We start from the raw sequence: 24,732 nt of genomic DNA, 5'->3' as shown, positions 1-24,732 counted from the left end.
TCTCGGTGTTCACTCCGCCTCGCTCGCAATCGCGTTGATCGCCGCCGCGGCCATCGCGCTGCCGCCGCGACGGCCCCGTACGACCAGGTACTCCAGGCCCGAGCGGTGCTCGGCGAGCGCGTCCTTGGACTCGGCGGCGCCGACGAAGCCGACCGGGATGCCGAGGACGGCGGCCGGACGCGGGGCGCCCTCCTCGATCATCTCCAGGAGGCGGAAGAGCGCGGTGGGGGCGTTGCCGATGGCGACGACGGAGCCTTCGAGGCGGTCGCGCCACAGCTCCATGGCGGCGGCGCTGCGGGTGGTGCCGAGCCGCTCCGCGAGGCCGGGGACCGACGGATCGGTGAGGGTGCAGATCACGTCGTTGTCGGCGGGCAGCCGCTTGCGCGTGACGCCGCTCGCGACCATGTTCGCGTCGCACAGGATCGGCGCGCCGTCGCGCAGCGCCTTGCGGGCGTCGGCCACCACGCGGGGGCTGAAGGCGAGGTCGCGGACGAGGTCGACCATCCCGCAGGCGTGGATCATCCGCACCGCGACCTGGCTGACGTCGGCGGGCAGACCGGCGAGGTCCGCCTCCGCGCGGATGGTGGCAAAGGACTCGCGGTAGATCGCCGCGCCGTCCTTCTCGTAGTCGAACACTGTGCTCTCGCTCATCTCGTGGCCGTTGTGGTGGTTGCCGTTGTCATACGTGCTGTGGTGACCGTCTCGGTCAACGTGGCGCCGCCGCTCACGGGCGTCGCCGTGCCGCCGCCGCGCACCGTTACCTCGTACGGCCCGTCCCCGGTGGCGAGGACGTCCACCCAGTCGCCGTGCGGGTGTCCGCACCGCCGCTCGCAGCCGGACCAGTGGACGGGCAGGCCGCCGGCGCCGGGGACGGCGTCGGCGCGGACGTCGGCGAGGGACTTGGCGCAGCCGGGGCGGCCGGTGCAGGCGGAGACGCCGAGCCAGGGCGAGCCGGGGTCGGTGAGGTAGCCGGCGTCGGCGAGCGCGCCGAGGCGTGCGTGGGCGGTCGCGGCGTCCGCGAAGCCGGGGAGCACGAAGCCGCGCCACGGGGTGACGCGCAGTTCGTCGGCGGGGGCGGGCAGCAGGGCCCGCCACTGGGCGGCGCTCACCCGGCCGAGGGGGGCGCCGACGGCCACCGCGCGGCCGATGACGCCGGGCGGGTGGGGGGTGGCGCGGGGCGGGTCGGAGGGGACGGCGGCCGGTACGGCGTCGATGCCCTGCCGCGCCAGCGCCCCGGCGAGGTCGACGGGGTGCCCCGCGGGCAGCTCCCGGACCCGCCAGGCTCCGTTGCCCGCGTCACGCGCGGCGGCGAGGAAGGCTTCGGCGGCGGCGAGGGCGGCGCGCGGGGCGTCGATACCGGGGACGCGCAGAGCGTGGCCCCCGATGCGGACGACCGCCGTGCCGCCAGAGCCGTCAGAGCCACCCTCTCCGCCCAAGCCACCCGAGCCGTCCGAACCGCCCGAGCCACCCGAGCCACCCGAGCCACCCGAGCCACCCGAGCCACCCGAGCCACCCGATTCTGCGATCAAGGTCACATCGCCGCCGAGCGGAGCCACATCCCCGCGCCCGTCGTCCAGGACGAACAGGAAACGGCCGGAGAGCGCCGTCGTCCACTCCTGCCCGCACAGCAGCCGGTCCAGCTCACGGGCCCACAACTGCACGTCCGCGTGGCCGAGTCGGTCGAGGGTGGCGAGCGGGGAGGCCACGATGTTGCGGACGCGTTCGTGGCGTTCGGAGGGCAGCAGGCCCGCGTCCGCGAGGAGTGCGGAGAGCCGTCCGCCGCAGCTCTCGCCGAGGCCGCGCAGCTCGATGTTGCCGCGCGAGGTGATGCTGAGGTGGCCGTCCGCCAGGCGCTCCGCCACCTCCCCGAGAACCTCCGCCTGACGGGACGTCAGAAGCCCTGCGGGGAGGCGGAGTCGGGCCAGCGCGCCATCGTCGGCGCGGTGCAGTCGAAGCGCTCCGGGGCAGGCGTCACCCCGGTCGCGCACCGGGTTGCGTATGAGGGATTCGCCCTGGTTCGTGGAGGTTGCTCGGGTGGGCGGCATGGCGGCGAGCATACCCACGCCGATCCGGCCGGTCGCCTGCCGAGACGGGCCGTCCCGGCAGGCGGCCGCCCCACCGGCGGCGGCCAGGACTTACTATGCAGGCGGCGGACCGCCAGGTCCGCCGACGCCAGCGACGGCGTGGGCCCACCAGGGCCCGAGGGAGGAAGCCCGGTGCGAATCCGGCGCGGTCCCGCCACTGTGAGCCCCACCGAGGTGGGGCGAGTCAGGAACTCCCGCCGTCCATACGACCACCCGGGGCGCGGACACCCCGAGGAAGGCCTGCGCACGCATGCTTCTGCTGCTGTCGACCTCCGACACCGACCTGCTCAGCGCCCGCGCGGCGGGGGGTCCGGTCGACTACCGGTTCGCCAACCCGTCCCGCCTGGACCTCGCCGAGCTGCCCGCGCTCCTGGAGGGCGCCGACCTCGTCGTCGTACGCCTCCTCGGTGGCGTCCGCGCCTGGCAGGACGGCCTGGACCAGCTCATCGCCAGCGGTCTGCCGGTGGTCGTGCTCACCGGTGAACAGGCGCCCGACGCCCAGCTCATGGCCTCCTCGACCGTGCCGGTCGGCATCGCCGCCGAGGCGCACGCCTACCTCGCGCACGGCGGCCCCGCCAACCTGGAGCAGCTCGCCCGCTTCCTCTCCGACACCGTGCTCCTCACCGGCCACGGCTTCGACCCGCCGGCGCCCGCCCCGTCCTGGGGCCCGCTGGAGCGCGCCGCCCGCGACGTCGAGGGCCCGACGGTGGCGGTGCTCTACTACCGCGCCCACCACATGAGCGGCAACACCGCCTTCATCGACGACCTGTGCGGCGCGATCGAGGACGCGGGCGGCCGCCCGATGCCGCTGTACGTGGCCTCGCTGCGCGCCCCCGAGCCGGAACTGATCGACGCGCTGCGCCCCGCCGACGCCATCGTGACGACGGTCCTCGCGGCCGGCGGCACCAAGCCCGCCGAGGCCTCCGCGGGCGGCGACGACGAGTCGTGGGACGCGGGCGCGCTGACCGGCCTCGACGTGCCGATCCTCCAGGCGCTCTGCCTGACCGGGTCGCGTTCGGCCTGGGAGGAGAACGACGAGGGCGTCTCGCCGCTGGACGCCGCGAGCCAGATCGCGGTGCCGGAGTTCGACGGGCGGCTCATCACGGTCCCGTTCTCGTTCAAGGAGATCGACGAGGACGGCCTTCCGGCGTACGTCGCCGACGCCGAGCGCGCGGCCCGGGTCGCCGGTATCGCCGTACGGCACGCGCGTCTGAAGCACATCCCGGCCGCCGACAAGCGCCTGGCGCTCGTCCTGTCCGCGTACCCGACCAAGCACTCCCGGATCGGCAACGCGGTCGGCCTGGACACCCCCGCCTCCGCCGTCGCGCTGCTGCGCAGGCTGCGCGCCGAGGGCTACGACTTCGGCCCCGAGGCCGACATCCCGGGCCTCGTCTCCGGTGACGGCGACGAGCTGATCCGCGCGCTGATCGACGCGGGCGGCCACGACCAGGAGTGGCTCACCGAGGAGCAGCTGGCCGCCAACCCGGTCCGCATCCCGGCCGCCGACTACAAGCGGTGGTACGCCACGCTGCCGCAGGAGCTGCGGGACTCCGTCGAGCAGCACTGGGGGCCGCCGCCCGGCGAGATGTTCCTGGACCGCTCGCGCGTCGGCGACGGCGGCGACCCGGAGGGCGACATCGTCCTCGCCGCCCTGCGGCGCGGCAACCTCCTCATCCTCATCCAGCCGCCGCGCGGCTTCGGCGAGAACCCCATCGCGATCTACCACGACCCGGATCTGCCGCCCTCGCACCACTACTTGGCGGCCTACCGCTGGATCGCCGCCCCGGCCGCCGACGGCGGTTTCGGCGCCGACGCCATGGTCCACCTGGGCAAGCACGGCAACCTGGAGTGGCTGCCCGGCAAGAACGCGGGCCTCTCGGCGGCCTGCGGGCCGGACGCCGCCCTCGGCGACCTGCCGCTGATCTACCCGTTCCTCGTCAACGACCCGGGCGAGGGCACGCAGGCCAAGCGCCGCGTCCATGCCACCCTCATCGACCACCTCGTGCCGCCGATGGCCCGCGCCGACTCCTACGGCGACATCGCGCGCCTGGAGCAGCTCCTCGACGAGTACGCGCAGATCAGCTCCATGGACCCGGCGAAGCTGCCCGCGATCCGCGCGCAGATCTGGACGCTCATCCAGGCCGCGAAGCTCGACCACGACCTGGGCCTGGAGGACCGCCCGGACGACGACGGCTTCGACGACTTCCTCCTCCACGTCGACGGCTGGCTCTGCGAGATCAAGGACATGCAGATCCGCGACGGCCTCCACGTGCTGGGCACCGCCCCGGCCGGGGCCGACCGCGTCAACCTCGTCCTCGCGATCCTGCGCGCCCGCCAGATCTGGGGCGGCACCTCCGCCCTGCCCGGCCTGCGCGAGGCGCTCGGCCTGGACGAGTCCGCGGCGACGCGCGTGAGCGCCGACGAGGCCGAGGAGAAGGCCCGCGCGCTGGTCCAGGCGATGGACGACGCCGACTGGGACCTCGCGGCCGTCCCCCGCGACCAGGGCGAGCAGGTCGCCGCCATCCTGGAGTTCGCCGCCCGCGAGGTGGTTCCCCGCCTGGAGGGCACCACGGCCGAACTCGACCACGCCGTACGGGCGTTGGAGGGCCGCTTCGTCCCCGCCGGGCCCAGCGGCTCCCCGCTGCGCGGCCTGGTCAACGTCCTGCCCACCGGCCGCAACTTCTACTCCGTCGACCCCAAGGCCGTCCCGTCCCGCCTCGCGTGGGAGACCGGCGAGGCCCTCGCCGACTCGCTCATCGAGCGGTACCGCACCGACAACGGCGACTACCCCACCTCCGTCGGCCTGTCCCTGTGGGGCACCAGCGCGATGCGCACGGCGGGCGACGACGTCGCCGAGGCCATGGCGCTGCTCGGCGTCCGCCCCGTCTGGGACGACGCCTCGCGCCGTGTCACGGGCCTGGAGGCCATCCCGTACGAGGAGCTGGGCCGCCCGCGCATCGACGTGACGCTGCGCATCTCGGGTTTCTTCCGCGACGCGTTCCCGCACACGATCGGCCTGCTCGACGACGCGGTGCGGCTGGCCGCCTCGCTCGACGAGCCCGCCGAGCACAACTACGTACGCGCCCATGCCCAGGCCGACCTGGCCGAGCACGGCGACGAGCGCCGGGCCACCACCCGCATCTTCGGCTCCCGCCCGGGCACGTACGGCGCCGGGCTGCTCCAGCTCATCGACTCCCGCGACTGGCGCACCGACGCGGACCTCGCCGAGGTCTACACGGTCTGGGGCGGCTACGCCTACGGCCGCGGCCTCGAAGGCCGCCCGGCCCGTGCCGAGATGGAGACCGCGTACAAGCGCATCGCGGTGGCGGCCAAGAACACCGACACCCGCGAGCACGACATCGCGGACTCCGACGACTACTTCCAGTACCACGGCGGCATGGTCGCGACGGTCCGCGCCCTGCGCGGCACGGCGCCGGAGGCCTACATCGGCGACTCGACGCGGCCCGAGACGGTCCGCACCCGCACCCTGGTCGAGGAGACCTCGCGCGTCTTCCGCGCCCGGGTCGTCAACCCCAAGTGGATCGAGGCGATGCGCCGCCACGGCTACAAGGGCGCCTTCGAACTCGCCGCCACCGTGGACTACTTGTTCGGGTACGACGCCACGACGGGCGTCGTCGCCGACTGGATGTACGACAAGCTCACGGAGACGTACGTCCTGGACCCGACGAACCGCCAGTTCCTCCAGGAGAACAACCCCTGGGCGCTGCACGGCATCGCGGAACGCCTCCTGGAAGCCGAGTCGCGCGGCATGTGGGCGAAGCCGGACCCGGCGGTGCTCGAAGCGCTGCGGCAGGCCTACCTGGAGACGGAAGGCAACCTGGAGGACGAGGGCGGCGAGGCGTGAGCGGCGGCGCCGTCCGGTATCTCTACCTGGTCCGGCACGGCGAGGCCACCGCCGATGAGCGCGGCCTGACGGAGGGCGGCCGCCGACAGGCCGCCCTGCTCGGCGAGCGGCTGCGCGGCGTGCCCCTCTCCGCGGTCCACCACGGGCCGCTGCCCCGCGCCGAGGAGACCGCCCGGCTGATCGCCGGGCGGCTCGACGGCGTGCCGCTGCGCCGCTCGGACGCCGCTGGCGACTACATCCCGTACATGCCGAGCGAGGACGAACTGCCGCCGGAGAGCGCCGAGTCCACGCTTCAGTGGCTGGCGGGCTTCCCGGAGGAGGAGCGCACGGGCGGGCCCGCGCTCGCCCGTGCGGCGCTGGCCCGGTTCACCGGCCCGGCGCCGGACGACGAACCCCGCCACGAACTGGTCGTCACGCACAACTTCCTCATCGGCTGGCTCGTCCGGGAGGCCCTCGACGCGCCCGCGTGGCGCTGGCTGGGCCTGAACCACGGCAACGCCGCCCTGACCGTCATCCGCTACGCGCCGGGACGCCCCGCGTCACTCGTCCTCTTCAACGACATGGGGCACCTGCCCGCGGAGCTGCGCTGGACCGGTTTCCCACTCGGTTATTCACCCGACGTCACAGCAGGTGAGGCAGCACCACGCCGTTGACCAGCGGCCCCTCGACCGTGATGCCCTCGCTGACCAGCGTCTCGGCGATGGGCGGGATCGGGGAGGGGTTCGCCGCGGCCGGGGTGGCCGTCAGGGCGAGGGGGAAGGTGAGGAGCCCCAGCAGGGCGGCGGTCACGACGCGACGTGTACGCATACAGCTGCCTTCTTGATCGAGGGGGCGACGGGGCGTCCTACGACCCGTTCGTATGATCGTCGGTGACTTCTTGGCCGCGGGGCGGTTACACACCGCGAGACGGGCCGCGACCGGTGGCCCTCACCCGTGGTCCAAGGAGGCTGCAGTGGACGGTTGTTGGGTGCGGAAGATGTCCCGTTGGGCGCTGGTCGCGGCGGTGGCGGCCGTACCGGCCGCGCTGTGCTCCGGCACGGCGCACGCCGACGAGGCGAACAAGGAATCCCACAACGGACCCAGGGTCGCGCTGATCAACATGGGCCAGGTCGACGACCCGATGGAGGACGTGCTGGAGCACACCCTCAACTTCGGTGACGGATACCGCTGGAGCTGACGGGTGACGGCCGTCGTGGCGCGCTTGCGCGGGTCCCGGATGCCCCGCGGGCGCGCCACGACGCGGCGGCGTTCAGCCCGTCACGGCGCGAGGCACGTCGTGCCCGGGATCTCGCTGGGCACGGCGGGAGCCGCCGGATCGATCAGCCCCGTGATGTCCGCGGGTGTCCCCACCAGGCAGTTGAGGGTCGCGACCGGGTCCGGGACGGCGTTCGCCGGCACCGCGAGAATTCCCAGCAGGGTGATGGCCCCGAGGACGACGGCGGCGTAACGGCGCATGTGAAGTCTCCTTCGCTTCGGCGGTGTTGCCGGTGGCCCGGCGCTTCATGCCGAGCCGTTCCGTGCCTCCCCAGCCCTCCGACCCGGTACGCCCCACATCACCCGTACGTGGCTGAGGGAACGATCCGCCGCCGCACTTCGCCTCAGCGCCAGGTCTCCTGAGCTGTCGGGGGCGTCCCGGAGCAGGGGGGTGTAAAGCACGACGCGGGACCGCCCCCTACGGAGACAGCCCCGCGTTCTCGGAAGAGTCGGCCGCCTGTCGGTCACTCGCCGTCGAAGGGGCCGGCCGGCCCCGACGCGCCCGCGCCCACCCCGCCGAACATTCCCTCCATCAGCTGCTCGACGTCCAGATCGGTGGCGCCGGCCGGGACGGTGGGCGTGCTGCCGCCGGTCATCCGTACGACCAGGCCGAGCTTCTTGACCTTGGGGTTCTCGGTGAGCTTGGCGAGGTCGAGGCGGACCTCCTTCAGCTCGCCGTTCTTCAGCGTGACGTCCGCCCGCACCTTGGCGTCCGGGGCATCCTTCAGGTCCTTGTCCGTCGGCAGCTCGGCACCCGGCGGCAGCTTCTTCGCCAGCGGGCGAAGCTCCTCGACCAGCTCGGTGGCCAGGGTGCGGAAGGGCGCGGTGGCGGTGATGCGCTCGGTCCCGTCCTCGCCCCCGGCCGACTTCAGCTTGACCTCACGGGCGACGACCCCGCGCACGGCCTTCATGAGCTTCTTCTGCGTCACGGCGTCGATGGTCGGCTCCGGGGAGGGCTCGGCCCCCGGCTCGTCACCGTTCTCGGCGGCGAGCCGCTCCATCTCCTTGGTGTCGATCTTCACCCACTTGCCCTCCAGGACCTTCTTGAGGGCGCCCGCCTCCGGAGGCAGGTCCGACGCCTTCGGTACAGGGGTGCCCATGGCCTTGCCGAGCGTGCCCGCGTCCGTACGGAGATACGTGTGGTCGCCGATGACCCGGTACTCGATCAGCTGCCCGTCCGGGTTGCTGACCTTCATGGCCATGCGGTCGAAGTCCTTCTCCCCGGACTCGCCGAACGGCTTCTTCGACTGCACGGTGACGCTGATCTTCGCGTCGCGGAACAGCCGCGCGACCTCGTCCGGCATTTCCTCGCCGGGCTCCGGGGCCGAGGGGCCGTCCAGCGCCTTGAGCGACGCGACGTCGCTGTCCAGGGAGAATTCGAAGGAGAGCGTCTTCTCCTCGTCGAGCTTTTCGAAGGCCCGGTCGAGCTTCTGTCCGGCGGACAGCTGCTCCACGGTCCCGCAGGCGGCAGAACCGGCGAGGACCGCGCCGACGACGGCGGTGGCGGTCAGGGTCTTGCGTATGGCGATGATGATGGTCTCCTCGTAAGTGTTCTCGGCCGGTAGACCAGCACCTGCCACGAATGGTTGCCCTGTTCCCGACAAGAAGTGGCCCGGCGGGCAGCGGCGCGCCCGGCCCGGGATCACCGGCCCCAAGAGAGACCCAAGAGAGACCCAAGAGAGACCTGAGAGAGACCTGAGCGAGAGGCGGAGGGCGGCTCGGGTCAGAAGGCGTATCTCACCCGCAGCCACGGCGCGCGCTCGGCGAGCAGTCGCCGCAGCCGTGTCAGGGACTCCTGCTTGATGTCGAGGGCGTAGCGGACGTTGAGCGCGCCGTTCTGCGAACGCTTCGTCTCCTGGATGTCCGGCTGCCACAGCGCTTCCTCGGCGCGGGGGTGCCACCTCAGGTTGACCTCGTGGAGCGCCTGGTTGTGCGTCAGCATGATGACCTCGGCCGCCGCCTGCTCCTTCACCCGGGCGGGCAGGACGTCGTCGAGGTGGGTGAGCAGGTCGGCCCAGTCCTGCTGCCATCCGGGGCGCAGGACGACGGGCGAGAGGTTGAAGTGGACCTCATAGCCGGCGTCGAGGAAGTCGGCGGCCGCGGCGATCCGCTCGGCGACCGGGCTGGTGCGGATGTCCAGCAGCCGGGCGTCGTCGGCCGGCATGACGGAGAAGCGCACCCGCGTACGCCCCTGGGGGTCGAGCGCGAGCAGATCAGGGTTGACGAACTTGGTCGCGAAGGACGCCTTGGCGGTCGGCAGCGCACGGAACGCGGCGATGAGATCCGCGGTGTTGTCGCAGACCAGGGCGTCGACGGAGCAGTCGCCGTTCTCACCGATGTCGTAGACCCACGCGTGGGGGTCGCACTGGTTGGGCTCGGTCTTGGGCCCCTGGGCCCGTACGTGCCGCCGGACGTGGGCAACGATCGCCTCGATGTTGGTGAACAGGGTGATGGGGTTGGCGTAGCCCTTGCGGCGGGGGACGTAGCAGTAGGCGCAGGCCATCGCGCACCCGTTGGAGGGCCCCGGAGCGATCCAGTCGGCCGACCTGCCGTTGGGCCGCGTCACGAGCTGGTGCTTGACCCCGAGGACGAGCGTCTCGGTCTTGATACGGACCCACCGCTCGGCGTTGCCGTCGTTCCCGTGCAGGGAGGGGATACGCCAGTGGCTGCCCACCTCGGTCACGCGCACCCCCGGCAGCCGGGCCATGATCTGCTGCCCGCGCGGCGAGTCCAGGGCCGCGGGCTCCGCGTAGACCTCCCGGACGTCGAGCATCCGCCGCGCCTGGGGGCTGTCCCGGAACGCCCCGTGCGGGGCCGCTGCCGGGGCGGTGTCCGCCCACCCGAAGAGCGCTTGCTGTTCGGGCTCTCCCGCAGCGGACCCGGCGCCCGCCGATGACTGACCCACGTGCCGTACCTGTCGCCGTTCCTGTCGTGCCTGCCGTGCTTGTCGTGGCTCCCCACGGCCCCAGTACACCTTGTCCCGCACTGTCCCGCGCATCGGGGAGGCCACGGGTCGGGCGCGGCGGCTGGTCGGACTCTCGCCGGCGCTCCAGGACCAGGCCCGCCGACCCGACATGTGCCGCGCGTTTCCGGCGACCCCCCTCGGGGCATTCGCCTGACATGGCGCGGTATGGGGCGAATCGCCGGGTGTGTGTGCCCGTCGGCTCGGGCCCTCCCGGCCATCGGCGGCGGCACCCCGAACGGAGACGAGCGGATGACCCCAATGCCCGGCGGAGCCGCGCGGCGCCCGCTGCTGCGCTTCGACGGCTGGATCGCGGGCCTGGGCACCGCGTCCGGGACCCGCGTCGTGCTCGGCCACTGGCACCGGTCGCCGTTCGGGCCGTTCAGCGATGTGATGATCGAGCGGGCCGACGGGGAACGGCTGCTGCTGGCCCCCACGCGGGCGACGGCGGACTTCGTCAGCGACACCTACACCTTCGACACCGTACGCGTGGTCCCGGTCGACGTCGGCGTCGCCGCCGACACGTGGACGGTCAGCGCCGGCCCACTCGACCTGCGCTTCAGCGTCGGCCGCAGGGGCCCGCTGGGATTGCTGCTCCGTGCCGTTCCCGGCGCCCTCGCCCGCCGCCCGGCGTGGAGCGCGCTGACGGACCGGCCCGCCCGCCTGCTGCTGCCCGGCGTGCGCACCCGCGGCAGCACGGGCGCGGGACGCCGGGAGTGGTACGGCGCCCGGGACCTGCGGCCGATCCGCACGGCATCGGCAACCTTCGAGGGCACCGACCTCGGCACGGTGGCCCCCGTGGCACCGCCCGTGCGCTTCGGCTTCGGCTCGGCACCGAGGAACCCGGCTCTCACACGGATCACGACCACGATCGCGCTCGAACCGGAGTAGGGACAGCCCGGCCACGCAGCGGCTACACCGGCGGGTCCCCCCGGCGCTCCAACTGACGTGCGAGTTTACGTTCCTGCAAAGTCAACGGGATGTCGGGGCGCAGCCGTTCGGGGTGGCTTTCGGCAGGGCCGGTGAGAGGTTGCGCCGAGCGTTCGGACCGCATCAGTTCGCCGGCCAAGTACAGCATCCCCAGCGCCACCAAGCCCTCCCAGACCGGGTGCAGGACGCGGTCGATCACTATGCGCCGTATCCCTCTAATGGACATGACAGCGGATCGTTCCAATGGCGCCTCGCGCCCCGGTCGACAGCACCTCGGGGCCCTCGGGGCCCTGGGAAGCCAGCGAGCAGCTGTCCGACCTGCGCCCGGGCCGGTGCAAAACAGTACAAACCATACGCACAGCTCAGCTCCGCTCCTGCCCAAGCGGCATTCGAGCCCCCTTATAGGGCCCATGGCGACTCTGGTGGCGCGCATCGACGGCCGCCGGTATGTGGGGCCACAGCTGCAAGGGGGACACAGGTGCACCGCTTTCTGGCAGTACGGCCATCGGGCGACGGGGGCAGGCTGCGGTTGTTCTGCTTCCACCATGCCGGGGCGGGGGCCCTGGCATTCGCCGGGTGGCAGCCGCGGGTGGGCCGGGACGTCGATGTCCTGCCGATACGGCTGCCCGGCCGGGAGGCCTTGCTCAAGGAGCCCCGCATCACCGACGCGGAGCAGCTGGTGCACGAACTCCAGCAGGACCTGGGCCCGCTGCTCGACTCCTCGGTCCCGCACGCCTTCTACGGGCACAGCCTCGGTGCGCTCGTCGCCTACCGCCTCACCCAGCATCGGCTGCGCGCCGGCCTTCCGCCCTCCCGGATGTTGCTCGTCGGCGCCTGCGCGGCGCCCCAGGCGCCTCTCGACCTGCTCGACGCACGCGACCCGGCCGAACTCACCGACGAGGAACTGATGGTGGCGTTCAGCGACACGCAGTCCCTGCCCGAACCGCTGCGCCGCCGGCCGGGGCGGCTCACCCGCGTCCTGGCCACCCTCCGCTCGGACCTGCTGCTCGCCCGCAGTCTGCGGTCGGCGCCGGCCGACGCGTTGCCGTGCTCGCTGCGGGCCTTCGCGGGCCGCGACGACTCCATGGTCTCCACCGCACAGGTACGGGCCTGGAGGCACTGCACCAGCGCGGGCTTCCGTCTCGACTCCGTACCGGGGACGCACTTCTTCGTCCGCGGACGTGAACTCCCCCAGCGGATCGGGGAAGTGCTGCGCAGCCTGGCGCCCTTCGCGCCGCCGGTTCCGACGGGGTAGAGCGCACACCAGCACCCAACCCCCACCACCCATCGAAAGGACCGTCATGAGTGACATCACCCTGAGCGACCTCAGTGAGCTCTGCCACGAGAGCATCGGTGCCCCCGACGACGGGACGTCCATGGAGGGCGAACAGGCCCTGGACATGTCCTTCATGGAGTTCGGCTACGACTCCCTGGCACTGCTCCAGCTGACCGCTCTGATCAGCCGCAAGTACGGCATCGTGCTCGACGACGATGCCGTCGCCGAGGCCGAGACCCCGCGTCAGCTCCTGGCCGTCATCAACGCGGCCCCCAAGCGGGTTCCATCCGTTGACCGCCTCCGCGCCGAACCTGGCCGCTGCCCCCTCGCTCCGGCCTGGGCGGCACGCGGCCAGGGTGCTTGTGCCGGTCCTTCCGGAGAGCCTGGGGCCGACGGTGCGTCGGAGACCCAGCTCGAACAGAGAGGTGCACGCCCATGACAGCCACGCCCGTCACCCGGGGTCCTCGCGACGAACAGCCCGCGGAGACCGGCATCCTGGGCCGCCCCCGCTGGTTCATCACCTTGTTCGGGACGGACGTCTGGGAGCGCTTCAGCTTCTACGGGATGTCCGCGATCCTCGTGCTCTACGCGAGCGAGCCCGTGGCCGAGGGCGGGCTCGGCCTCTCCGACGACGATGCCGCACTGCTCTTCGGCAGCTACATGGCCGCCGCGTTCCTCGCCTCCGTGCCGGGGGGCTGGCTCGGTGACCGGCTGTTCGGCCCGCACCGTGCCATCCTGTTCGGCGGCGTCGTCATCGGGCTCGGGCATCTCACCCTGGCCGTGCCCTCGGAGGTCTCCTTCTATCCGGGGCTGCTGCTCGTCGCCCTCGGCACCGGGCTGCTCAAGCCCAACATGGCCAACCTGCTGAGCACCTTCTACGCTCCCGATGACCGCTCGGGCCGAGACGCCGGCTTCGCCGTCTTCTACATGAGTGTCCAGGTCAGCGCCCTGATCGCGCCACTCGTCGTGGGAACCGTGGGCGAGAGCGTCAACTGGCACCTCGGCTTCGGACTCGCCGCGCTCGGCATGGCGCTCGGCCTCATCCAGTACGTCCGCGGCGCCCGCCACTTCGGCGCCACCGGCAAGGTGCCCGAGCGCGCGGCCGATCCCGCCCAGCGGGCCACGGTGCTGCGCTGGAGCGGGGCCGCCGCGGGTCTGGTCGCCGTCGGCTACGGCGTGGACGCCGCCTTCGACACCTTCGAGGTCGGCCATGTGATGGCCCTGGTCGGGCTGCTCTGTGTGGTGGCCCCCATGGGCGCGTTCTGGCGGCTCATCCGCAATCCGCTCCTGACAGCGGCCGAACGCAGCCGGGTCAAGACGTACATCTGGCTCTTCCTCGTCTCCGCCGTCTTCTGGGGCCTGTTCCTTCAGGGCGGCTCCGTCTTCGCGCTCTTCGCGAAGGACTCCACCGACCGCGACGTGCTCGGCTTCACCATCCCCGCGAGCTGGTTCCAGTCCACCATCCCCCTGTTCGTGCTGCTCACCGCCCCGTTCTTCGCCCGGATGTGGCAGCGGGCCGGCCAACGTCTCGACACAGCCGTCAAGTTCGCCGTCGGCATGGGTTGCACCGGTGCCGCCTACTTAGTGCTCGCGGTGGCCGCACTGCTGGGTGCGCACAGTGGCGAGCCGGTCTCACCGCTCTGGCTGGTGGCCTCCTTCCTGCTCCTTGCCTGCGGCGAGGTGTCGTTCGGTCCGGTCGGCATGAGCGCCACCACCGCCATCGCCCCGGCCGCCTTCGTCAGCCAGATGGTCGCCCTGTTCTGGCTCGCGGGCGCCCTCGGCGGCGGCCTCGGCGGCAACGCCCTCAAGGTCTCCGGTGAACAGGCCCCCGGTGCCGCCTACTTCCTCTCGGTCGGCGCCGTGGCCCTGCTCATCGGCGTGATCCTGCTGCTGGTCCGCCGTCCGCTCACACGCAAGCTCGGGGTGTGAGCGGACGACGACGACCTCGGCGTCCCGGCCGGCCGGTGCCATCTCTGCGGCGCCGCGCCGGCCTTGGAGCTTCCGCTACCAGGTGACGGGCAGGGACTTGGGGGAACGGATGGGCTTCGCGGTGTTCCACTCCAGTTCGCCGAGGGGCACGGCCGGGCGCAGCGTCGGACAGCGGCGCAGCAGGGTGCCGAGCGCCACGCCGATCTGTATGCGGGCCAGATGAGCGCCCATACAGCGGTGCGGCCCGTGCCCGAAGGCGAGGTGTGAGGCACCCCGGCCCACCTCGAAGCGGTACGGGTCGAAGAGGTCCGGGTGTTCGTACACCGCCGGGTCGCGGTTGGCGGACGTGGTGGACGGCAGCACCGCCTCGCCCGCCCGGACCACCGTCCCCGAGAGTTCCACGTCCTCCGTGGCGACCCGCAGAGTTCCCCCGGTCATGGCGATGGGGACGAAGCGCAGCAGTTCTTCGACGACAGGGTCGCGCAGCCGGTCGCCCGTATACAGATCCACCCAGGCCTCGGGGTGTTCGCTGCCGTAGGTGAGCAGGACGTGCAGCGAGCCGGCGATCTGCGCGGCGACGGTCTCGTACCCGGCGACCAGCAACGTGGTGGCGAAGGTGCACAGCTCCGCGTGGCTGAGCCGCCCGTCCTCGTGGGCCGCGACCAGCGCGCCGAACACGTCGTCGGACGGCTGCCGCCTGCGACGCTCCACCATAGCCGCGAAGTAGGTGTCGAGCTGCCGGGCCGCCTCGGTGGACCGGCTGGCGTGCTCCGGGCTCAACGTCAGGTACGCCTCGGTCCACTCCCGGAACCGGTCGCGTTCCTCCGCGGGCACCCCCAGCAACTCGCAGATCACGGTCAGCGGCAGCGGTTGCGCCAGGCCCGCGACCAGGTCGGCGGGCCGGTGTGCCATGGCCTCGTCCAGCAGAGCGCGGGTGACGGCACCGATGCGGTCCCGCAGCACGTCGAGGCGCCGCGGCGAGAAGGCGCCGCTGAGGGCCCGACGCAGCCGGGAGTGCTCGGGAGGGTCCATGGTGGTGAGGGAGTTGGGGTCGAGCGGGATGTTACGGGCCCGCGGGGCGCCCTTGGCGGCTGCTGCCGCCCGGCTGAACCGGCCGTCGCCGAACACCTTCAGGTTGTCGGCGTACGTGGTGACGAGCCAGGCGCGGTCACCGGACGGCAGCAGCACCGGAGCCACCGGGCAGCCGGCGCGCAGCCGGGCCAGATCCGGGGGCGGGGCGGAGGGGTCGGGGCTGGGCAGGGGGAAGCGCAGCGGTGGTTCGTCGACGTGTGCCGGCTCGGTGGAGGTCATGCGCGTACTCCCTGCGGAGAGGATTCCCGGTACGTGAGGCGGGCCAGGGCCGCGGACAGCTCTTCGGCGGGCCGTCCGGCCGGGGTGCCCGTCCAGCGCCACCCCACGAACCCGTCCGGGCGGATCAGTACGGCCCCGCCGTCCCCCACCCCGTACTGCGCCTGGAACGTCTTGGCCGGTTCCTCGCCGGACGGCAGATGGCATGCCCGCAACCGGGCTCCGTCACCGCATGCGTCCGTGACGGCGCGCATCCAGCGGGCATCGCTCGTCACCAGGACGAATTCGGTGCCGTAGCGGTCCAGCAGCGACCGGCCGCCCGGCAGGGGGACGTGCGGGGCGCGCGTGCCGGGCGAGCCGGACCAGTGGTCGGCGGGCAGGAAGGTCGCGCCGTCAGCGGTCTCCGCTGACGTGGGGTCGCCTCCGTACGCGTCATCGGTGTCCCGCGCGGCGGTCGCGTACCGGTACCCCAGCATCACCGCCGCGTCGTCGGCCAGTCCCGGCGGCGGCCCGCCGTCCCCGCCCTTGCGGCCCCGGTCCTTGGAGCGCACTACGGCCTGTTCCACGGTGGCCACGCTCACCGGGCGCCGCTCGGCCTCGTAGGTGTCCAGCAGGCCGGGGCCGGCTTCGCCGCGCAGTACGGCGGCCAGCTTCCAGGCGAGGTTGTGGGCGTCCTGGATGCCGGTGTTGGAGCCGAACGCCCCGGTGGGCGGCATGACATGGGCCGCGTCGCCGACCAGGAACAGCGAGCCGTCCCGCCAGCGCGCGGCCACCCGCCCGGCGGACTCCCACGGCAGCACGCCGCGAATGTCGACGTCGAGTCCGGGCACGCCCGTGGCCTTGCGGACCATCTCGGCGCACGCGCCCGGTTCGAAGCGGTGCCGTTCCGCCTCCCAGTCGGGCCCGATGGGAACGTGCAGCAGCCAGCGACGGTGGTTGTCGATGGGCAGCAGGGCGCCCTGGAAATCCCGTTGCCTGAGGTAACACATCACGAAGCGGCGGTCGCGCAGCGGCTCGGTGAGGTCGGCGTGGAAGTAGATGTTGGCGAAGTGCGCCAAGGTGCCCGGCCCGTCGAAGGCGATGCCACGGGCCTCGCGCAGCGGGCTGTGCGCGCCGTCGGCCGCGAGGACGTACGTGAAGGACATCCGGAATTCCGTCCCGGCACGCACATCACGGATGGTGGCCACACCGTCCGCGAGCGCCGTGAGTTCATGGCCGAAGAGCAGCCAGGAGCCCAGCTCACGGGCGCGGTCGGCGAGCAGCGGCTCCAGTTCGTCCTGGTCGCACAGCGCCCAGGACGTGGGGCTGAGATCGCTCCAGGCCTCGAGCCGGGGGTCGGCGGTATGCGCGCCGTCCATCCGGCGGAATTCCTCGCCGGCCAGGTCGTGCGCGGCCACGATGCCGTGATTGGTGGAGAGCGCCCGCGCGGATTCCGTGGCGCGGATCGATGCCTCCAGGCCGGCGGCGCGCAGGATCTCCATGGAGCGGACGTTCACACCGCGGGCGCGGGGGTGGGTGCTGGTGGTCGCGTGCCGCTCCACCAGGACATTCGCGATGCCCCGCTGGGACAGGAACAGCGACATGGACAGACCGACGATCCCACCGCCGACGACCAGCACAGGGCTGTATGCGGACGTGCCTGTTGCAGTCATGGGGTTACCTCACTCGGCTGGTCTCTGACGGGACGGGGGCTGCGGCGTACGGTGCCGGGATCGGACGGGTCCGGGCGGGCCCGCCCGCAGGCCGCTCGGGCAGATGTTCCGGGAGCCGGGACAGCGCGTCCGCCACCCGGCTCATCTCGTGATCGGTGGGCGCGACGATCCGCAGCCCGGGCGCCCGCCCGGGGCTGGTTCCCGAGAAGATCCGGACCACGACGCCCGCTTCGGCCAACCGCTCGTACACCTCGTGCGCCCGCTGCGCGTCATCGGTGTGCACGAAGCGGAAGTGGACGGGCGCGCCGGTGACCACCGCGTCACCGAAGCGCTCGCACAGCAGCCCCTCCATCCGCCGCCCGGCGTCCAGCAGCCGGGTGCGGGTCTCCGCGGCCCAGGACCGTTCACCGAGGGCGGCGGTGGCCACGGCCGCGTCGAGGTAGGACAGCGGCCAGTTCGGCAGCCGCCGCCGCACGGCCTCGCGCAGCGCGTCGTTGCGTGTCCACAGAGCGCCGGTGCGCACCCCCGCGATGCCGAACAGCTTGTTCGGCGACTGGAGCACCACGACGTTGTCCAGACCGCACCGCGTCATGGACAGCGTGGCGTCGGCCATGAAATCGGCGTACGCCTCGTCCACGATCAGTGTCGCCCCGGGGTTGGCCCGGCAGATCCGCACCAGGTCGCTCCGGGGAATGTAGAGCCCGAGCGGGTTATTGGGATTGGACAGCACCACGAACCGGCGCTCGCGCATGGCCGCCGCCACTCGCTCCGTACGTCCGCGCACGGAGTCCCGCACGACGTCGTTCCGGCCTGTTCCGGACCCGGCGCCCGAACCGCCTCCCGGGCCGAGATGCCGAGGGAACAACCGAATGGTGTCCGTGTAATCCGGAGTGATCACCACGCTGTCCTCCGGCGCGCACACCTGCGCGAGGACCGTGAGGAATTCGGTGATGCCCCGACCCACCAGAAGGTCCTCGGGCGCGACGTGCAAATAGCTGGCGTAGGCGGCGGTGAACTGCTCCGAGGCGTCGTACGGATGCGTCCGCAGGGCCCGGGCGTCCACGTCCGCCAGCACCTTCTCCACCGCGGGGGGCGGCCCGTAGCGATTGACGCAGGTGCCCAGGTCGAGCAGGTCACGGCCGGAGGGCAGATGCCGCAGATCGCCCCCTTGGCGCTCGGCCGCCCCGGCGAAGGCGTCGGGAGGGGAAACGGGCGTGCGGGTCATGATGCTCTCCTAGGTCGTCTTCCTCGGAAACCGGCTCGATCAGCCGCCGAGCGGCGGACACCGCCGCACCGGCCCGATGGTTTCCCGCCCCTCTCGACGCCTCTTCGAGTCATCCCCAACCCGCCCGCACGGGGTCCCCGTCCACCGGGGCACTCCACGCCCGGTCAAGCAGCGCCCGTCCGCTTCTTGAGCCCTCCTGCGCATGCTGCGCGGGACCCCACCCACGAAGGGACCCGCCGATGGCGAAGACGGACGCAAAGCCGACGCAGACGACACAACCCACGCAACCGGCGCAACCGACGAGGACGACGCGCACGTTCTCGCCCCCGTCGGACCGACTGGCGGACAACGTAGGAGCCGGCCTGGTCCCCGTCCTGGACGCGGTCGCCGCCGGGACCGCGGCCCAGGTGTTCGCCGCCGCGGTCGAACTGAACGTCTTCGGCGCGCTCGCCGAGGCCCCGGCCGGCATCGAGGACATCCAGCGACGCCTTGGTCTGCACCCCCGCCCGCTCCCCGACTTCCTCGACGCGCTCACCGCCATGGGCCTGCTCGTACGCGGTCCCGACGGGTACCGTGCCACCGCTGCCGCGCGGCTCCATCTCGACGCCGGGGCGCCGGAGTTCATCGGCGCCTACGTCACCGCGGGCCCTGCCCCGGAGCTGGTGCGTCTCCTGCGCACCGGCGGCCTGGCGGAGCGGCCCGGCGAGGAGGACGGCGCGGGCGGAGACCCGTACTCCGACCCGAACGCGGCCCACGCCTTCATCGCGTTCATGGACTCCATGAACGCGATGATCGCGGACGAGCTGCGCGAGGCCATCGACTGGGGCCGTTACGACTCCTTCGTCGACGTGGACGGCTCCCGGGGCGAGCTGGCCCGCCAGCTGCTGACCGCGTTCCCCCGGCTCACCGGTACCGTCGTGGACCGCCCCGAGGTCGCCACCGCCTTCGAGGAGCACTTCGCCACCGATCCGGCCCGCTCCAGGGTCGCCTTCCACAGCGCGGACGGTGGCCCTCTTCCACGGGCCGACGTGGTGCTCCTGGGCGGGGTCCTGCACGACATCTCCATGAAGGAGCGCGAGGACCTGCTCCGCCGCGCCCACGACGCGGTCGCTCCCGGAGGTCTGGTCCTGGTCTACGACGTCATGATCGACGACGCCCGCACCGCCCTGAACCCGCTGCTGGGCAGCCTCCAGATGATGATGACGGTCCCCGAGGGCGGCAAGTACACCCCGTCCCAATGCCGTGCGTGGGTGGCGGCCGCCGGCTTCACCGACCTCGCCACCCGGCCCATGGGGGTGGACACCCTCATCATCGGCCACAAGAACTGACCGGCCGCACCCCTCGCTCCCCCGCACACGTCGCCCCCTGGGAACTCTCCCCAGGGGGCGCTTCTTTCCCTCCGCACCCGTCCTCACCGGCACAGGGTGCTCAGAACGTCACCCGCACCCCGCTCCGCAGCCACACGTCCAGGTTCAGCAGCATCTCCACGTCGGACCGGGCCGCCCACGCACCCGCGCCCGACGCGAGGCGTTCGGGTGTGCGCGCGACTTCGCGGGCGGCCTCGACGTCGGCGAAGGCGATGACCGGCGAGGAAGGATCGGAGAGGACGTCCAGCAGCTGACCGCAGATGAGTTCGGCGTAGCGGATGTCCTGGGTGACGGGATAGGGGCTCTTGCGGCGGTCGAGGATCTCGTCGGGGACGACGCCGCGGAAGGCGGCGCGCAGCAGGCTCTTCTCCCGGCCGTCGAAGCTCTTGATCTCCCAAGGGATGTTGTACGCGTAGTCCACCAGCGCCGGGTCGCAGTAGGGGACGCGGACCTCGAGACCGCAGGACATGGCCAGCCGGTCGCCGCGGTCGAGCAGGGACGGCAGCCAGCGGGTCATGTGCATGTAGTCGATCTCGCGGATGCGGCGCTGTACGGCGCTGTCGCCGGGCAGGAGCGGAGTCTCGGCCAGGGTCGCCTCGTACTGGGCCTGCGTGTACGCGGTCAGGTCCAGCTTGTCCAGGAGCGTACGGTCCAGCAGACCGCAGCCCAGGCCGCGGCTGGCGCGGCCGTGCAACTGCCCGACGGCGACCCACGGGAAGGTGGGAGCGTTCATCAGCTCGGGTTTGTGCGACCAGACGAATCCGGCGAAGACCTCGTCCGCCGTGTCGCCCGACAGCGCCACGCCGATGTGCTGCTTGACCTGCTGGAAGAGCAGGTACATCGAGGCGTCCATGTCGCCCAGGGCAGTGGGCTGATCCTGCCGGTCCACCACGGCGGCGCGCAGGGCGGGGTCGGCCAGTGCCTCGGGGCTCAGTTCGATCTCCGTCAGGTCCAGGTCGAGGCGTTGGCTGAGCAGACGGGCGTAGGCGATGTCGGGGGTGGCGCGCACTTCGTCGGGGCGGAAGTTCTCCGCGTATCCGGTGAAGGTCATGCCGAAGGCGCGCGGCGGCTCGCCTTCCTCGCGCAGCCGGGGCGCGGCGAGGGCGGCGATGGTGCTGGAGTCGATGCCGCCGGAGACGAGGATGCCCCGGGAGATGTCGGCGACGAGCTGTTCCGTGACGGTGCCGCCGACCATCTCGCGCACGGTGGCGATGGTGCCGTCGAGGTCGTGGGGGTGCTCACGGGCGCTCAGCTTCCAGTAATTGCGCTCGATGAGCCGTCCGTCCTTGACGTGCAGGACGCTGCCGGGCCGTACCTCGTGGATGTTCTTGAAGATCGAGGTGCCGGGCGTCTTGGCCTGGCTGAACAACTCCCGCAGGCCGTTGTCGTCCACCGTCGCTTCCAGCTCGGGGTGGCAGAACATCACCTTGGGTTCGGAGCCGAAGAGCAGACCGGTCGACGTGCGCGCGTAGAAGAGCGGCTTGACGCCCATGTGGTCGCGGATCAGCAGGAGTTCCTCCGACCGGGCGTCCCAGACGCCGAAGGCGAAGATGCCGTGCAGGCGGTGGACGCATTCGGTGCCCCATTCCAGATAGGAGTGGAGCAGCACTTCCGTATCGCTGTTGGTCCTGAAGTGGTGGCCCAGGCCCCGCAGTTCCTCCCGCAGTTCCCGGTAGTTGTAGATCTCGCCGTTGTAGCAGATCGTCGCGAGGTCACGACCGTCGTGGGACACGGTCATCGGCTGCTGACCGTTGGCCGGGTCGATGATGGAGGTACGGGTGTGGCCGAACGCAACCCTGCCGTTGCGCCAGACGTCCTGCTCGTCGAGTCCCCGGCACAGCATGACCTCGGTCATCCGCGCGATGGACTCCTTGCCGTCCCGGGCGTCGGGGACCCAGTCGATCACTCCGGCTATCCCGCACATGAGGCTCACTCCTCTTCGGAAAAAACGTCCGGCTCATGACCCGACCGAGTATCGGGACGTCAGGTCAACGCGTACTCAAGGCGCGCTCGTCGGGCTCCGTCAGCCCCCGACCGCGACCCGGTCCAGGTAATCGAGCACCGCGCGTTCGGCGGGCCTGCCCGTGCCGCACGGGATCTCGGCGCCCACATAGCCGTCCGGCCGCACAATGGTGATCATCAGGCGGTCGCACACCGCGAGCTGCGCCCCGTCGACCACCCGTGGATTGAGCGGATGGGTGACGTTGAGCGGCTCGCGGGACGGGGAGAGCACCAGCCACTGCCCCTGACTCTGCAGCGTGGAGACGCTCCACACTCCGGCCGGGGTGTGGACAGGGCACGACGCGATCCAGTGGCCCGCGCAGCCGTCCGCGAACCGTTCGGTCCCCCCGGTGAGCGGGCTCGTCTCGTACGTGGGAGCCGGCTCGGTGCGGATGCGGGGGCTGCCCTCGTCCAGGATCGGCGCGAGGGTGGCCTCCGGGTCGGCGGCGACCCCGGCCCGCAGCACCCGTTTCCCGCGCTCCATCAGCACTTCGGCGACCCGCCGCCGCTCGGCCTCGTACGTGCGCAACAGCCGTACCGAAGCCCGGCCTTGGACGACGGCGGCGAGTTTCCACGCGAGGTTGGCGGCGTCCTGAATGCCGGTGTTCAGTCCGTGGACGGGCATGGGGAAGACCCGGGCGGCCTCACCCAGGAAGATGACCCGGCCGGTCAGCCAGCGCTCGGCGCGGCCCTCGACCGGGGTGTGCCACCACAGGTGCCGGGGCTCGTGCAGCCGCGCCTCGGGGTGGACCACCGCTTGGAACAGCCGCTCCACATCCTCGTACGTGGGCCGCGCGGTGGCGTCCTCGGTGGCGGAAGCGAGGAAGACGCGGTGGCGGCCGTCGGCCAGCGGCACCATGCCGACATGGCTGTAAGGGGCGTGAAACAGATCCTCCCGGTCGGTCGGCAGCTTCACCCCTTCGATGCCGGCGTCCACCTGCCACCACGCGACGCCGTCGTGTCTCAGGACCTGCCAGTCCACTCCGGCGGCGGCCCGGGACGGGCTCTGCGCACCGTCCGCCGCCACCACCCAGGCGGCCCGCAGCAGCTCGGGGCCGCCCTCCGGGGTGGTCAACTCGACGTGCACGCAGCCCTGTTCCTGGGCCACGATGCGCGCGGTGACACCCCGGCGCACCGGGCAACCGTGCTTCCGTGCGAGCGCCGTCAGGTATTCCTCCTGGCGGTCCTGGCGGACCAGCAGCGGGTAGGGCCACTGCTGGTCATCGGCGTCTTCGAGCAGCGAGAGTTCGGCGGTGCGGTCCCCCACGTGGAAGGCCTTGGAGCGCATCGGTACGCCGTGTGCGCGCAGTTCGTCCGAGGACTGTCCGAGCCGGTCGTACGCGTACAGGGTGCGGCGCCACAGGTTGGGGCAGCGGGTGCCGGGGCGGGGGTCGGGGCGGCGCTCGGCCACCTGGCAGCGCACGCCGTATCTGGCGAGGTCGGCGGCGAGCGCGATGCCGGCCGGCCCGGCGCCGATGACCAGGACATCGAGGTCCGTGTCCGGTAAAGGGTGTGGGTACGGGGCTCGATCGGGCAACGGGGTGCTCCTTTCACGGCCTGAGCCGTACGGGGTGGGCGGCCCGATCCTCTCCGTGCCGCTCGGAACCGCCCTCGAACGCAGGTCGCGTCCCAGGGGAACGGTGTACCGGTGGGCCACTGGACCGGTGCGGCACCTGTCCTGTGGTCCCGTTCCAAGGTCGCCCCAACGTCGCTTGAGAAGGGCCGTCGAGACTCGTGCTGCCTCAGGAGGTCGCAGGAGATCGACTCGCCACGACCACGACCACGACCACGATCGACTCGCCTCGACCACGAGCAAGACGACCCACGAGTGAAAGGCAGGGCGGCCCATGGCTCTATCCGCCATCGCATACAAGGTGAGGCCCGGACTCGACGACGAGATCGCGCGCGAGCTCGACGACGAGCCGGTGCGGCTCGCCCCGCTGTCGGCCACGGGGTTGTTCGCGCAGGGAGACACCGTCATCCGGGTGTTCCACCACCACGACGACGCCGACGACGCGATCCGCGCGATCACCGACCGGGACGCGGCCCGACTGGCCCCCTACCTCCAGGACGGCGGCGGCCCGGCCCCGATGCTGTGTGTGCAGTCCCGCTTCATCGAGGACCGGCCCGCCGGGATGGCCGCGCTGCGCTACCGGGTCAAGTCCGGGCACGCGGAGGACATCCGCAAGGTGTTCGCCGAGGTCCAGGCGGAGGCGCGGCCCACCCTGCGCGGCGAGCAGGGCCAGGAGACCGGGGTGATCCTCGGCGTCGGCCTGTTCGTCCACGACGACAACATGATCCGCGTGGTGCTGTTCGACGGCGAACTGGACGATGTGGCGCGGTACATGGCCAAGCGCGGGGGGCGCCCGGGCATGGAGCAGAAGCTCGCCCCGTACATGGCCGAGGAGCGGCACGTGGAGACGCCCGAGCAGTTCCTGGAGCAGTTCCGCGCCAACACCATGCGCTGTGTCGGCCAGCAGCGGATGCCCGCGCTGTCGTGACGGCCCGCCTGGTCGTCTACCACCGGGCGCCCACCGATGACCCGCTCGCGGTGGAGCGCGCCTACCGCCTCTTCCTGCCGGGGTTCCGGCCCACACCGGGAGTGCTCGGCGTCGCCCTGCTGCGGCTGGCCGGGGACCCGTACGGCTATGCGGTGGTCACCGACTGGCAGGACGCCGACGCGTACGAGAGCTGGCGGCAGGGGCCGGCCCACCAGCAGCGGAAGACCCCGCTGCGGCCCTATCAGGACCGGCGACGCACGCCCTGCTACGAGCTGTACGAGGTGCTGGACACCGCGCCGGCCCCGGGGCGGGAGCGCACGGTCGGGACCAGCGTGCCCGGCACGGTCCGGGACACCGACAAGGAGCACCCCTCGTGAC

At 72.1% G+C, this 24,732-nt stretch carries 22 protein-coding genes and 1 riboswitch; of the genes, 10 read left to right on the top strand and 12 right to left on the bottom strand.

The window, feature by feature from the left end:
* Nucleotides 1-9: 9 nt before the first annotated feature.
* Together J2N69_RS28530 and J2N69_RS28525 are read right to left on the bottom strand one after the other, a co-directional pair.
* Nucleotides 10-636 (bottom strand): precorrin-8X methylmutase, encoded by a 627-nt coding sequence (locus J2N69_RS28530; protein WP_230904912.1) that lies wholly within the window; start codon nucleotides 634-636, stop codon nucleotides 10-12.
* 11 nt (nucleotides 637-647) lie between these two features.
* Nucleotides 648-2,057, bottom strand: coding sequence for a cobalamin biosynthesis protein CobG (locus J2N69_RS28525; RefSeq protein WP_230904911.1), 1,410 nt, complete (start codon nucleotides 2,055-2,057; stop codon nucleotides 648-650).
* Nucleotides 2,058-2,164: 107 nt separating this feature from the next.
* Nucleotides 2,165-2,298: riboswitch (cobalamin riboswitch) on the top strand.
* Nucleotides 2,299-2,334: 36 nt separating this feature from the next.
* On the opposite strand from J2N69_RS28525, the gene cobN reads away from it, so the two are divergent.
* A complete protein-coding gene (gene cobN, locus J2N69_RS28520; RefSeq protein WP_230903242.1) occupies nucleotides 2,335-5,949 on the top strand; it encodes a cobaltochelatase subunit CobN in 3,615 nt (1,204 codons plus the stop codon).
* On the top strand, nucleotides 5,946-6,602 hold the full coding sequence (locus J2N69_RS28515) for a histidine phosphatase family protein (protein WP_230903241.1): 657 nt from the start codon (nucleotides 5,946-5,948) through the stop codon (nucleotides 6,600-6,602). The genes cobN and J2N69_RS28515 overlap by 4 nt, the downstream gene beginning before the upstream one ends.
* Here J2N69_RS28515 and J2N69_RS28510 read toward each other — a convergent pair.
* Nucleotides 6,571-6,756, bottom strand: a complete 186-nt coding sequence (locus J2N69_RS28510) for a hypothetical protein (RefSeq protein WP_230903240.1) — start codon at nucleotides 6,754-6,756, stop codon at nucleotides 6,571-6,573. The genes J2N69_RS28515 and J2N69_RS28510 overlap by 32 nt on opposite strands.
* Nucleotides 6,757-6,925: 169 nt before the next feature.
* Between J2N69_RS28510 and J2N69_RS28505 the strand changes: the two genes are divergently transcribed.
* Nucleotides 6,926-7,126 (top strand): hypothetical protein, encoded by a 201-nt coding sequence (locus tag J2N69_RS28505; RefSeq protein ID WP_230904910.1) that lies wholly within the window; start codon nucleotides 6,926-6,928, stop codon nucleotides 7,124-7,126.
* A gap of 80 nt (nucleotides 7,127-7,206) precedes the next feature.
* Here the strand turns inward: J2N69_RS28505 and J2N69_RS28500 are convergent, their stop codons facing one another.
* The 3 genes from J2N69_RS28500 to J2N69_RS28490 form a co-directional block, all read right to left on the bottom strand.
* Complete coding sequence (locus J2N69_RS28500) at nucleotides 7,207-7,404, bottom strand: hypothetical protein (RefSeq protein WP_205039303.1); 198 nt, start codon at nucleotides 7,402-7,404, stop codon at nucleotides 7,207-7,209.
* Between the two features lie 263 nt (nucleotides 7,405-7,667).
* Complete coding sequence (locus J2N69_RS28495) at nucleotides 7,668-8,783, bottom strand: hypothetical protein (protein WP_330166837.1); 1,116 nt, start codon at nucleotides 8,781-8,783, stop codon at nucleotides 7,668-7,670.
* 143 nt (nucleotides 8,784-8,926) lie between these two features.
* Nucleotides 8,927-10,108 carry a spore photoproduct lyase family protein gene (locus J2N69_RS28490; protein ID WP_336298616.1) on the bottom strand — a complete coding sequence of 394 codons (1,182 nt, stop codon included), beginning with the start codon at nucleotides 10,106-10,108 and terminating at the stop codon, nucleotides 8,927-8,929.
* A 309-nt stretch (nucleotides 10,109-10,417) separates the two neighbouring features.
* On the opposite strand from J2N69_RS28490, the gene J2N69_RS28485 reads away from it, so the two are divergent.
* On the top strand, nucleotides 10,418-11,056 hold the full coding sequence (locus J2N69_RS28485; RefSeq protein ID WP_230903239.1) for a hypothetical protein: 639 nt from the start codon (nucleotides 10,418-10,420) through the stop codon (nucleotides 11,054-11,056).
* A 22-nt stretch (nucleotides 11,057-11,078) separates the two neighbouring features.
* Here the strand turns inward: J2N69_RS28485 and J2N69_RS28480 are convergent, their stop codons facing one another.
* Entirely contained in the window at nucleotides 11,079-11,294 is a 216-nt protein-coding gene (locus J2N69_RS28480; RefSeq protein ID WP_230903238.1) for a DUF6059 family protein, read from the bottom strand.
* A gap of 279 nt (nucleotides 11,295-11,573) precedes the next feature.
* On the opposite strand from J2N69_RS28480, the gene J2N69_RS28475 reads away from it, so the two are divergent.
* Genes J2N69_RS28475 through J2N69_RS28465 form a run of 3 tightly spaced genes read left to right on the top strand, consistent with a single transcriptional unit; the run spans nucleotide 11,574 to nucleotide 14,300 of the window.
* Nucleotides 11,574-12,350, top strand: a complete 777-nt coding sequence (locus J2N69_RS28475) for a thioesterase II family protein (protein WP_230903237.1) — start codon at nucleotides 11,574-11,576, stop codon at nucleotides 12,348-12,350.
* A gap of 46 nt (nucleotides 12,351-12,396) precedes the next feature.
* A complete protein-coding gene (locus tag J2N69_RS36560) occupies nucleotides 12,397-12,810 on the top strand; it encodes an acyl carrier protein (protein WP_330166836.1) in 414 nt (137 codons plus the stop codon).
* Entirely contained in the window at nucleotides 12,807-14,300 is a 1,494-nt protein-coding gene (locus tag J2N69_RS28465) for a peptide MFS transporter (RefSeq protein WP_230903236.1), read from the top strand. Before J2N69_RS36560 ends, J2N69_RS28465 begins: the two co-directional genes overlap by 4 nt.
* A gap of 75 nt (nucleotides 14,301-14,375) precedes the next feature.
* Here the strand turns inward: J2N69_RS28465 and J2N69_RS28460 are convergent, their stop codons facing one another.
* From J2N69_RS28460 to J2N69_RS28450, 3 genes are read right to left on the bottom strand one after another with little or no spacing between them, the layout of a single operon-like run.
* Entirely contained in the window at nucleotides 14,376-15,611 is a 1,236-nt protein-coding gene (locus J2N69_RS28460) for a cytochrome P450 (RefSeq protein WP_230903235.1), read from the bottom strand.
* Nucleotides 15,608-17,260 carry an FAD-dependent oxidoreductase gene (locus J2N69_RS28455; protein ID WP_230903234.1) on the bottom strand — a complete coding sequence of 551 codons (1,653 nt, stop codon included), beginning with the start codon at nucleotides 17,258-17,260 and terminating at the stop codon, nucleotides 15,608-15,610. The genes J2N69_RS28460 and J2N69_RS28455 overlap by 4 nt, the downstream gene beginning before the upstream one ends.
* Nucleotides 17,261-17,264: 4 nt before the next feature.
* Complete coding sequence (locus tag J2N69_RS28450; RefSeq protein WP_230903233.1) at nucleotides 17,265-18,485, bottom strand: aminotransferase class I/II-fold pyridoxal phosphate-dependent enzyme; 1,221 nt, start codon at nucleotides 18,483-18,485, stop codon at nucleotides 17,265-17,267.
* 239 nt (nucleotides 18,486-18,724) lie between these two features.
* On the opposite strand from J2N69_RS28450, the gene J2N69_RS28445 reads away from it, so the two are divergent.
* Complete coding sequence (locus J2N69_RS28445) at nucleotides 18,725-19,813, top strand: acetylserotonin O-methyltransferase (protein ID WP_230903232.1); 1,089 nt, start codon at nucleotides 18,725-18,727, stop codon at nucleotides 19,811-19,813.
* A 100-nt stretch (nucleotides 19,814-19,913) separates the two neighbouring features.
* Here the strand turns inward: J2N69_RS28445 and asnB are convergent, their stop codons facing one another.
* Together asnB and J2N69_RS28435 are read right to left on the bottom strand one after the other, a co-directional pair.
* Nucleotides 19,914-21,776, bottom strand: a complete 1,863-nt coding sequence (asnB, locus tag J2N69_RS28440) for an asparagine synthase (glutamine-hydrolyzing) (protein WP_230903231.1) — start codon at nucleotides 21,774-21,776, stop codon at nucleotides 19,914-19,916.
* Nucleotides 21,777-21,875: 99 nt separating this feature from the next.
* Complete coding sequence (locus J2N69_RS28435; RefSeq protein WP_230903230.1) at nucleotides 21,876-23,390, bottom strand: FAD-dependent monooxygenase; 1,515 nt, start codon at nucleotides 23,388-23,390, stop codon at nucleotides 21,876-21,878.
* 310 nt (nucleotides 23,391-23,700) lie between these two features.
* On the opposite strand from J2N69_RS28435, the gene J2N69_RS28430 reads away from it, so the two are divergent.
* Both J2N69_RS28430 and J2N69_RS28425 read left to right on the top strand, forming a co-directional pair.
* Nucleotides 23,701-24,354, top strand: a complete 654-nt coding sequence (locus J2N69_RS28430; protein ID WP_230903229.1) for a SchA/CurD-like domain-containing protein — start codon at nucleotides 23,701-23,703, stop codon at nucleotides 24,352-24,354.
* Nucleotides 24,351-24,731 carry an antibiotic biosynthesis monooxygenase family protein gene (locus tag J2N69_RS28425; RefSeq protein ID WP_230903228.1) on the top strand — a complete coding sequence of 127 codons (381 nt, stop codon included), beginning with the start codon at nucleotides 24,351-24,353 and terminating at the stop codon, nucleotides 24,729-24,731. Before J2N69_RS28430 ends, J2N69_RS28425 begins: the two co-directional genes overlap by 4 nt.
* The last annotated feature ends 1 nt before the right edge of the window (nucleotide 24,732 follow it).

This window comes from Streptomyces huasconensis (genome assembly GCF_021028635.1).
GTDB lineage: Bacteria > Actinomycetota > Actinomycetes > Streptomycetales > Streptomycetaceae > Streptomyces > Streptomyces huasconensis.
Note: the sequence above shows the minus strand (reverse complement) of the source record. Positions and strands in the feature narration are given on the sequence as shown.

Excerpts from the sequence above, each read along its gene's own strand:
- J2N69_RS28505 (WP_230904910.1), top strand. The coding sequence starts at position 6,926 with ATGTCCCGTTGGGCGCTGGTCGCGGCGGTGGCGGCCGTACCGGCCGCG.
- J2N69_RS28445 (WP_230903232.1), top strand. The coding sequence starts at position 18,725 with ATGGCGAAGACGGACGCAAAGCCGACGCAGACGACACAACCCACGCAA.
- J2N69_RS28430 (WP_230903229.1), top strand. The coding sequence starts at position 23,701 with ATGGCTCTATCCGCCATCGCATACAAGGTGAGGCCCGGACTCGACGAC.
- asnB (WP_230903231.1), bottom strand. The coding sequence starts at position 21,776 with ATGTGCGGGATAGCCGGAGTGATCGACTGGGTCCCCGACGCCCGGGAC.
- J2N69_RS28450 (WP_230903233.1), bottom strand. The coding sequence starts at position 18,485 with ATGACCCGCACGCCCGTTTCCCCTCCCGACGCCTTCGCCGGGGCGGCC.
- J2N69_RS28460 (WP_230903235.1), bottom strand. The coding sequence starts at position 15,611 with ATGACCTCCACCGAGCCGGCACACGTCGACGAACCACCGCTGCGCTTC.
- J2N69_RS28525 (WP_230904911.1), bottom strand. The coding sequence starts at position 2,057 with ATGCTCGCCGCCATGCCGCCCACCCGAGCAACCTCCACGAACCAGGGC.
- J2N69_RS36560 (WP_330166836.1), top strand. The coding sequence starts at position 12,397 with ATGAGTGACATCACCCTGAGCGACCTCAGTGAGCTCTGCCACGAGAGC.
- J2N69_RS28465 (WP_230903236.1), top strand. The coding sequence starts at position 12,807 with ATGACAGCCACGCCCGTCACCCGGGGTCCTCGCGACGAACAGCCCGCG.
- cobN (WP_230903242.1), top strand. The coding sequence starts at position 2,335 with ATGCTTCTGCTGCTGTCGACCTCCGACACCGACCTGCTCAGCGCCCGC.
- J2N69_RS28500 (WP_205039303.1), bottom strand. The coding sequence starts at position 7,404 with ATGCGCCGTTACGCCGCCGTCGTCCTCGGGGCCATCACCCTGCTGGGA.
- J2N69_RS28510 (WP_230903240.1), bottom strand. The coding sequence starts at position 6,756 with ATGCGTACACGTCGCGTCGTGACCGCCGCCCTGCTGGGGCTCCTCACC.
- J2N69_RS28455 (WP_230903234.1), bottom strand. The coding sequence starts at position 17,260 with ATGACTGCAACAGGCACGTCCGCATACAGCCCTGTGCTGGTCGTCGGC.
- J2N69_RS28485 (WP_230903239.1), top strand. The coding sequence starts at position 10,418 with ATGACCCCAATGCCCGGCGGAGCCGCGCGGCGCCCGCTGCTGCGCTTC.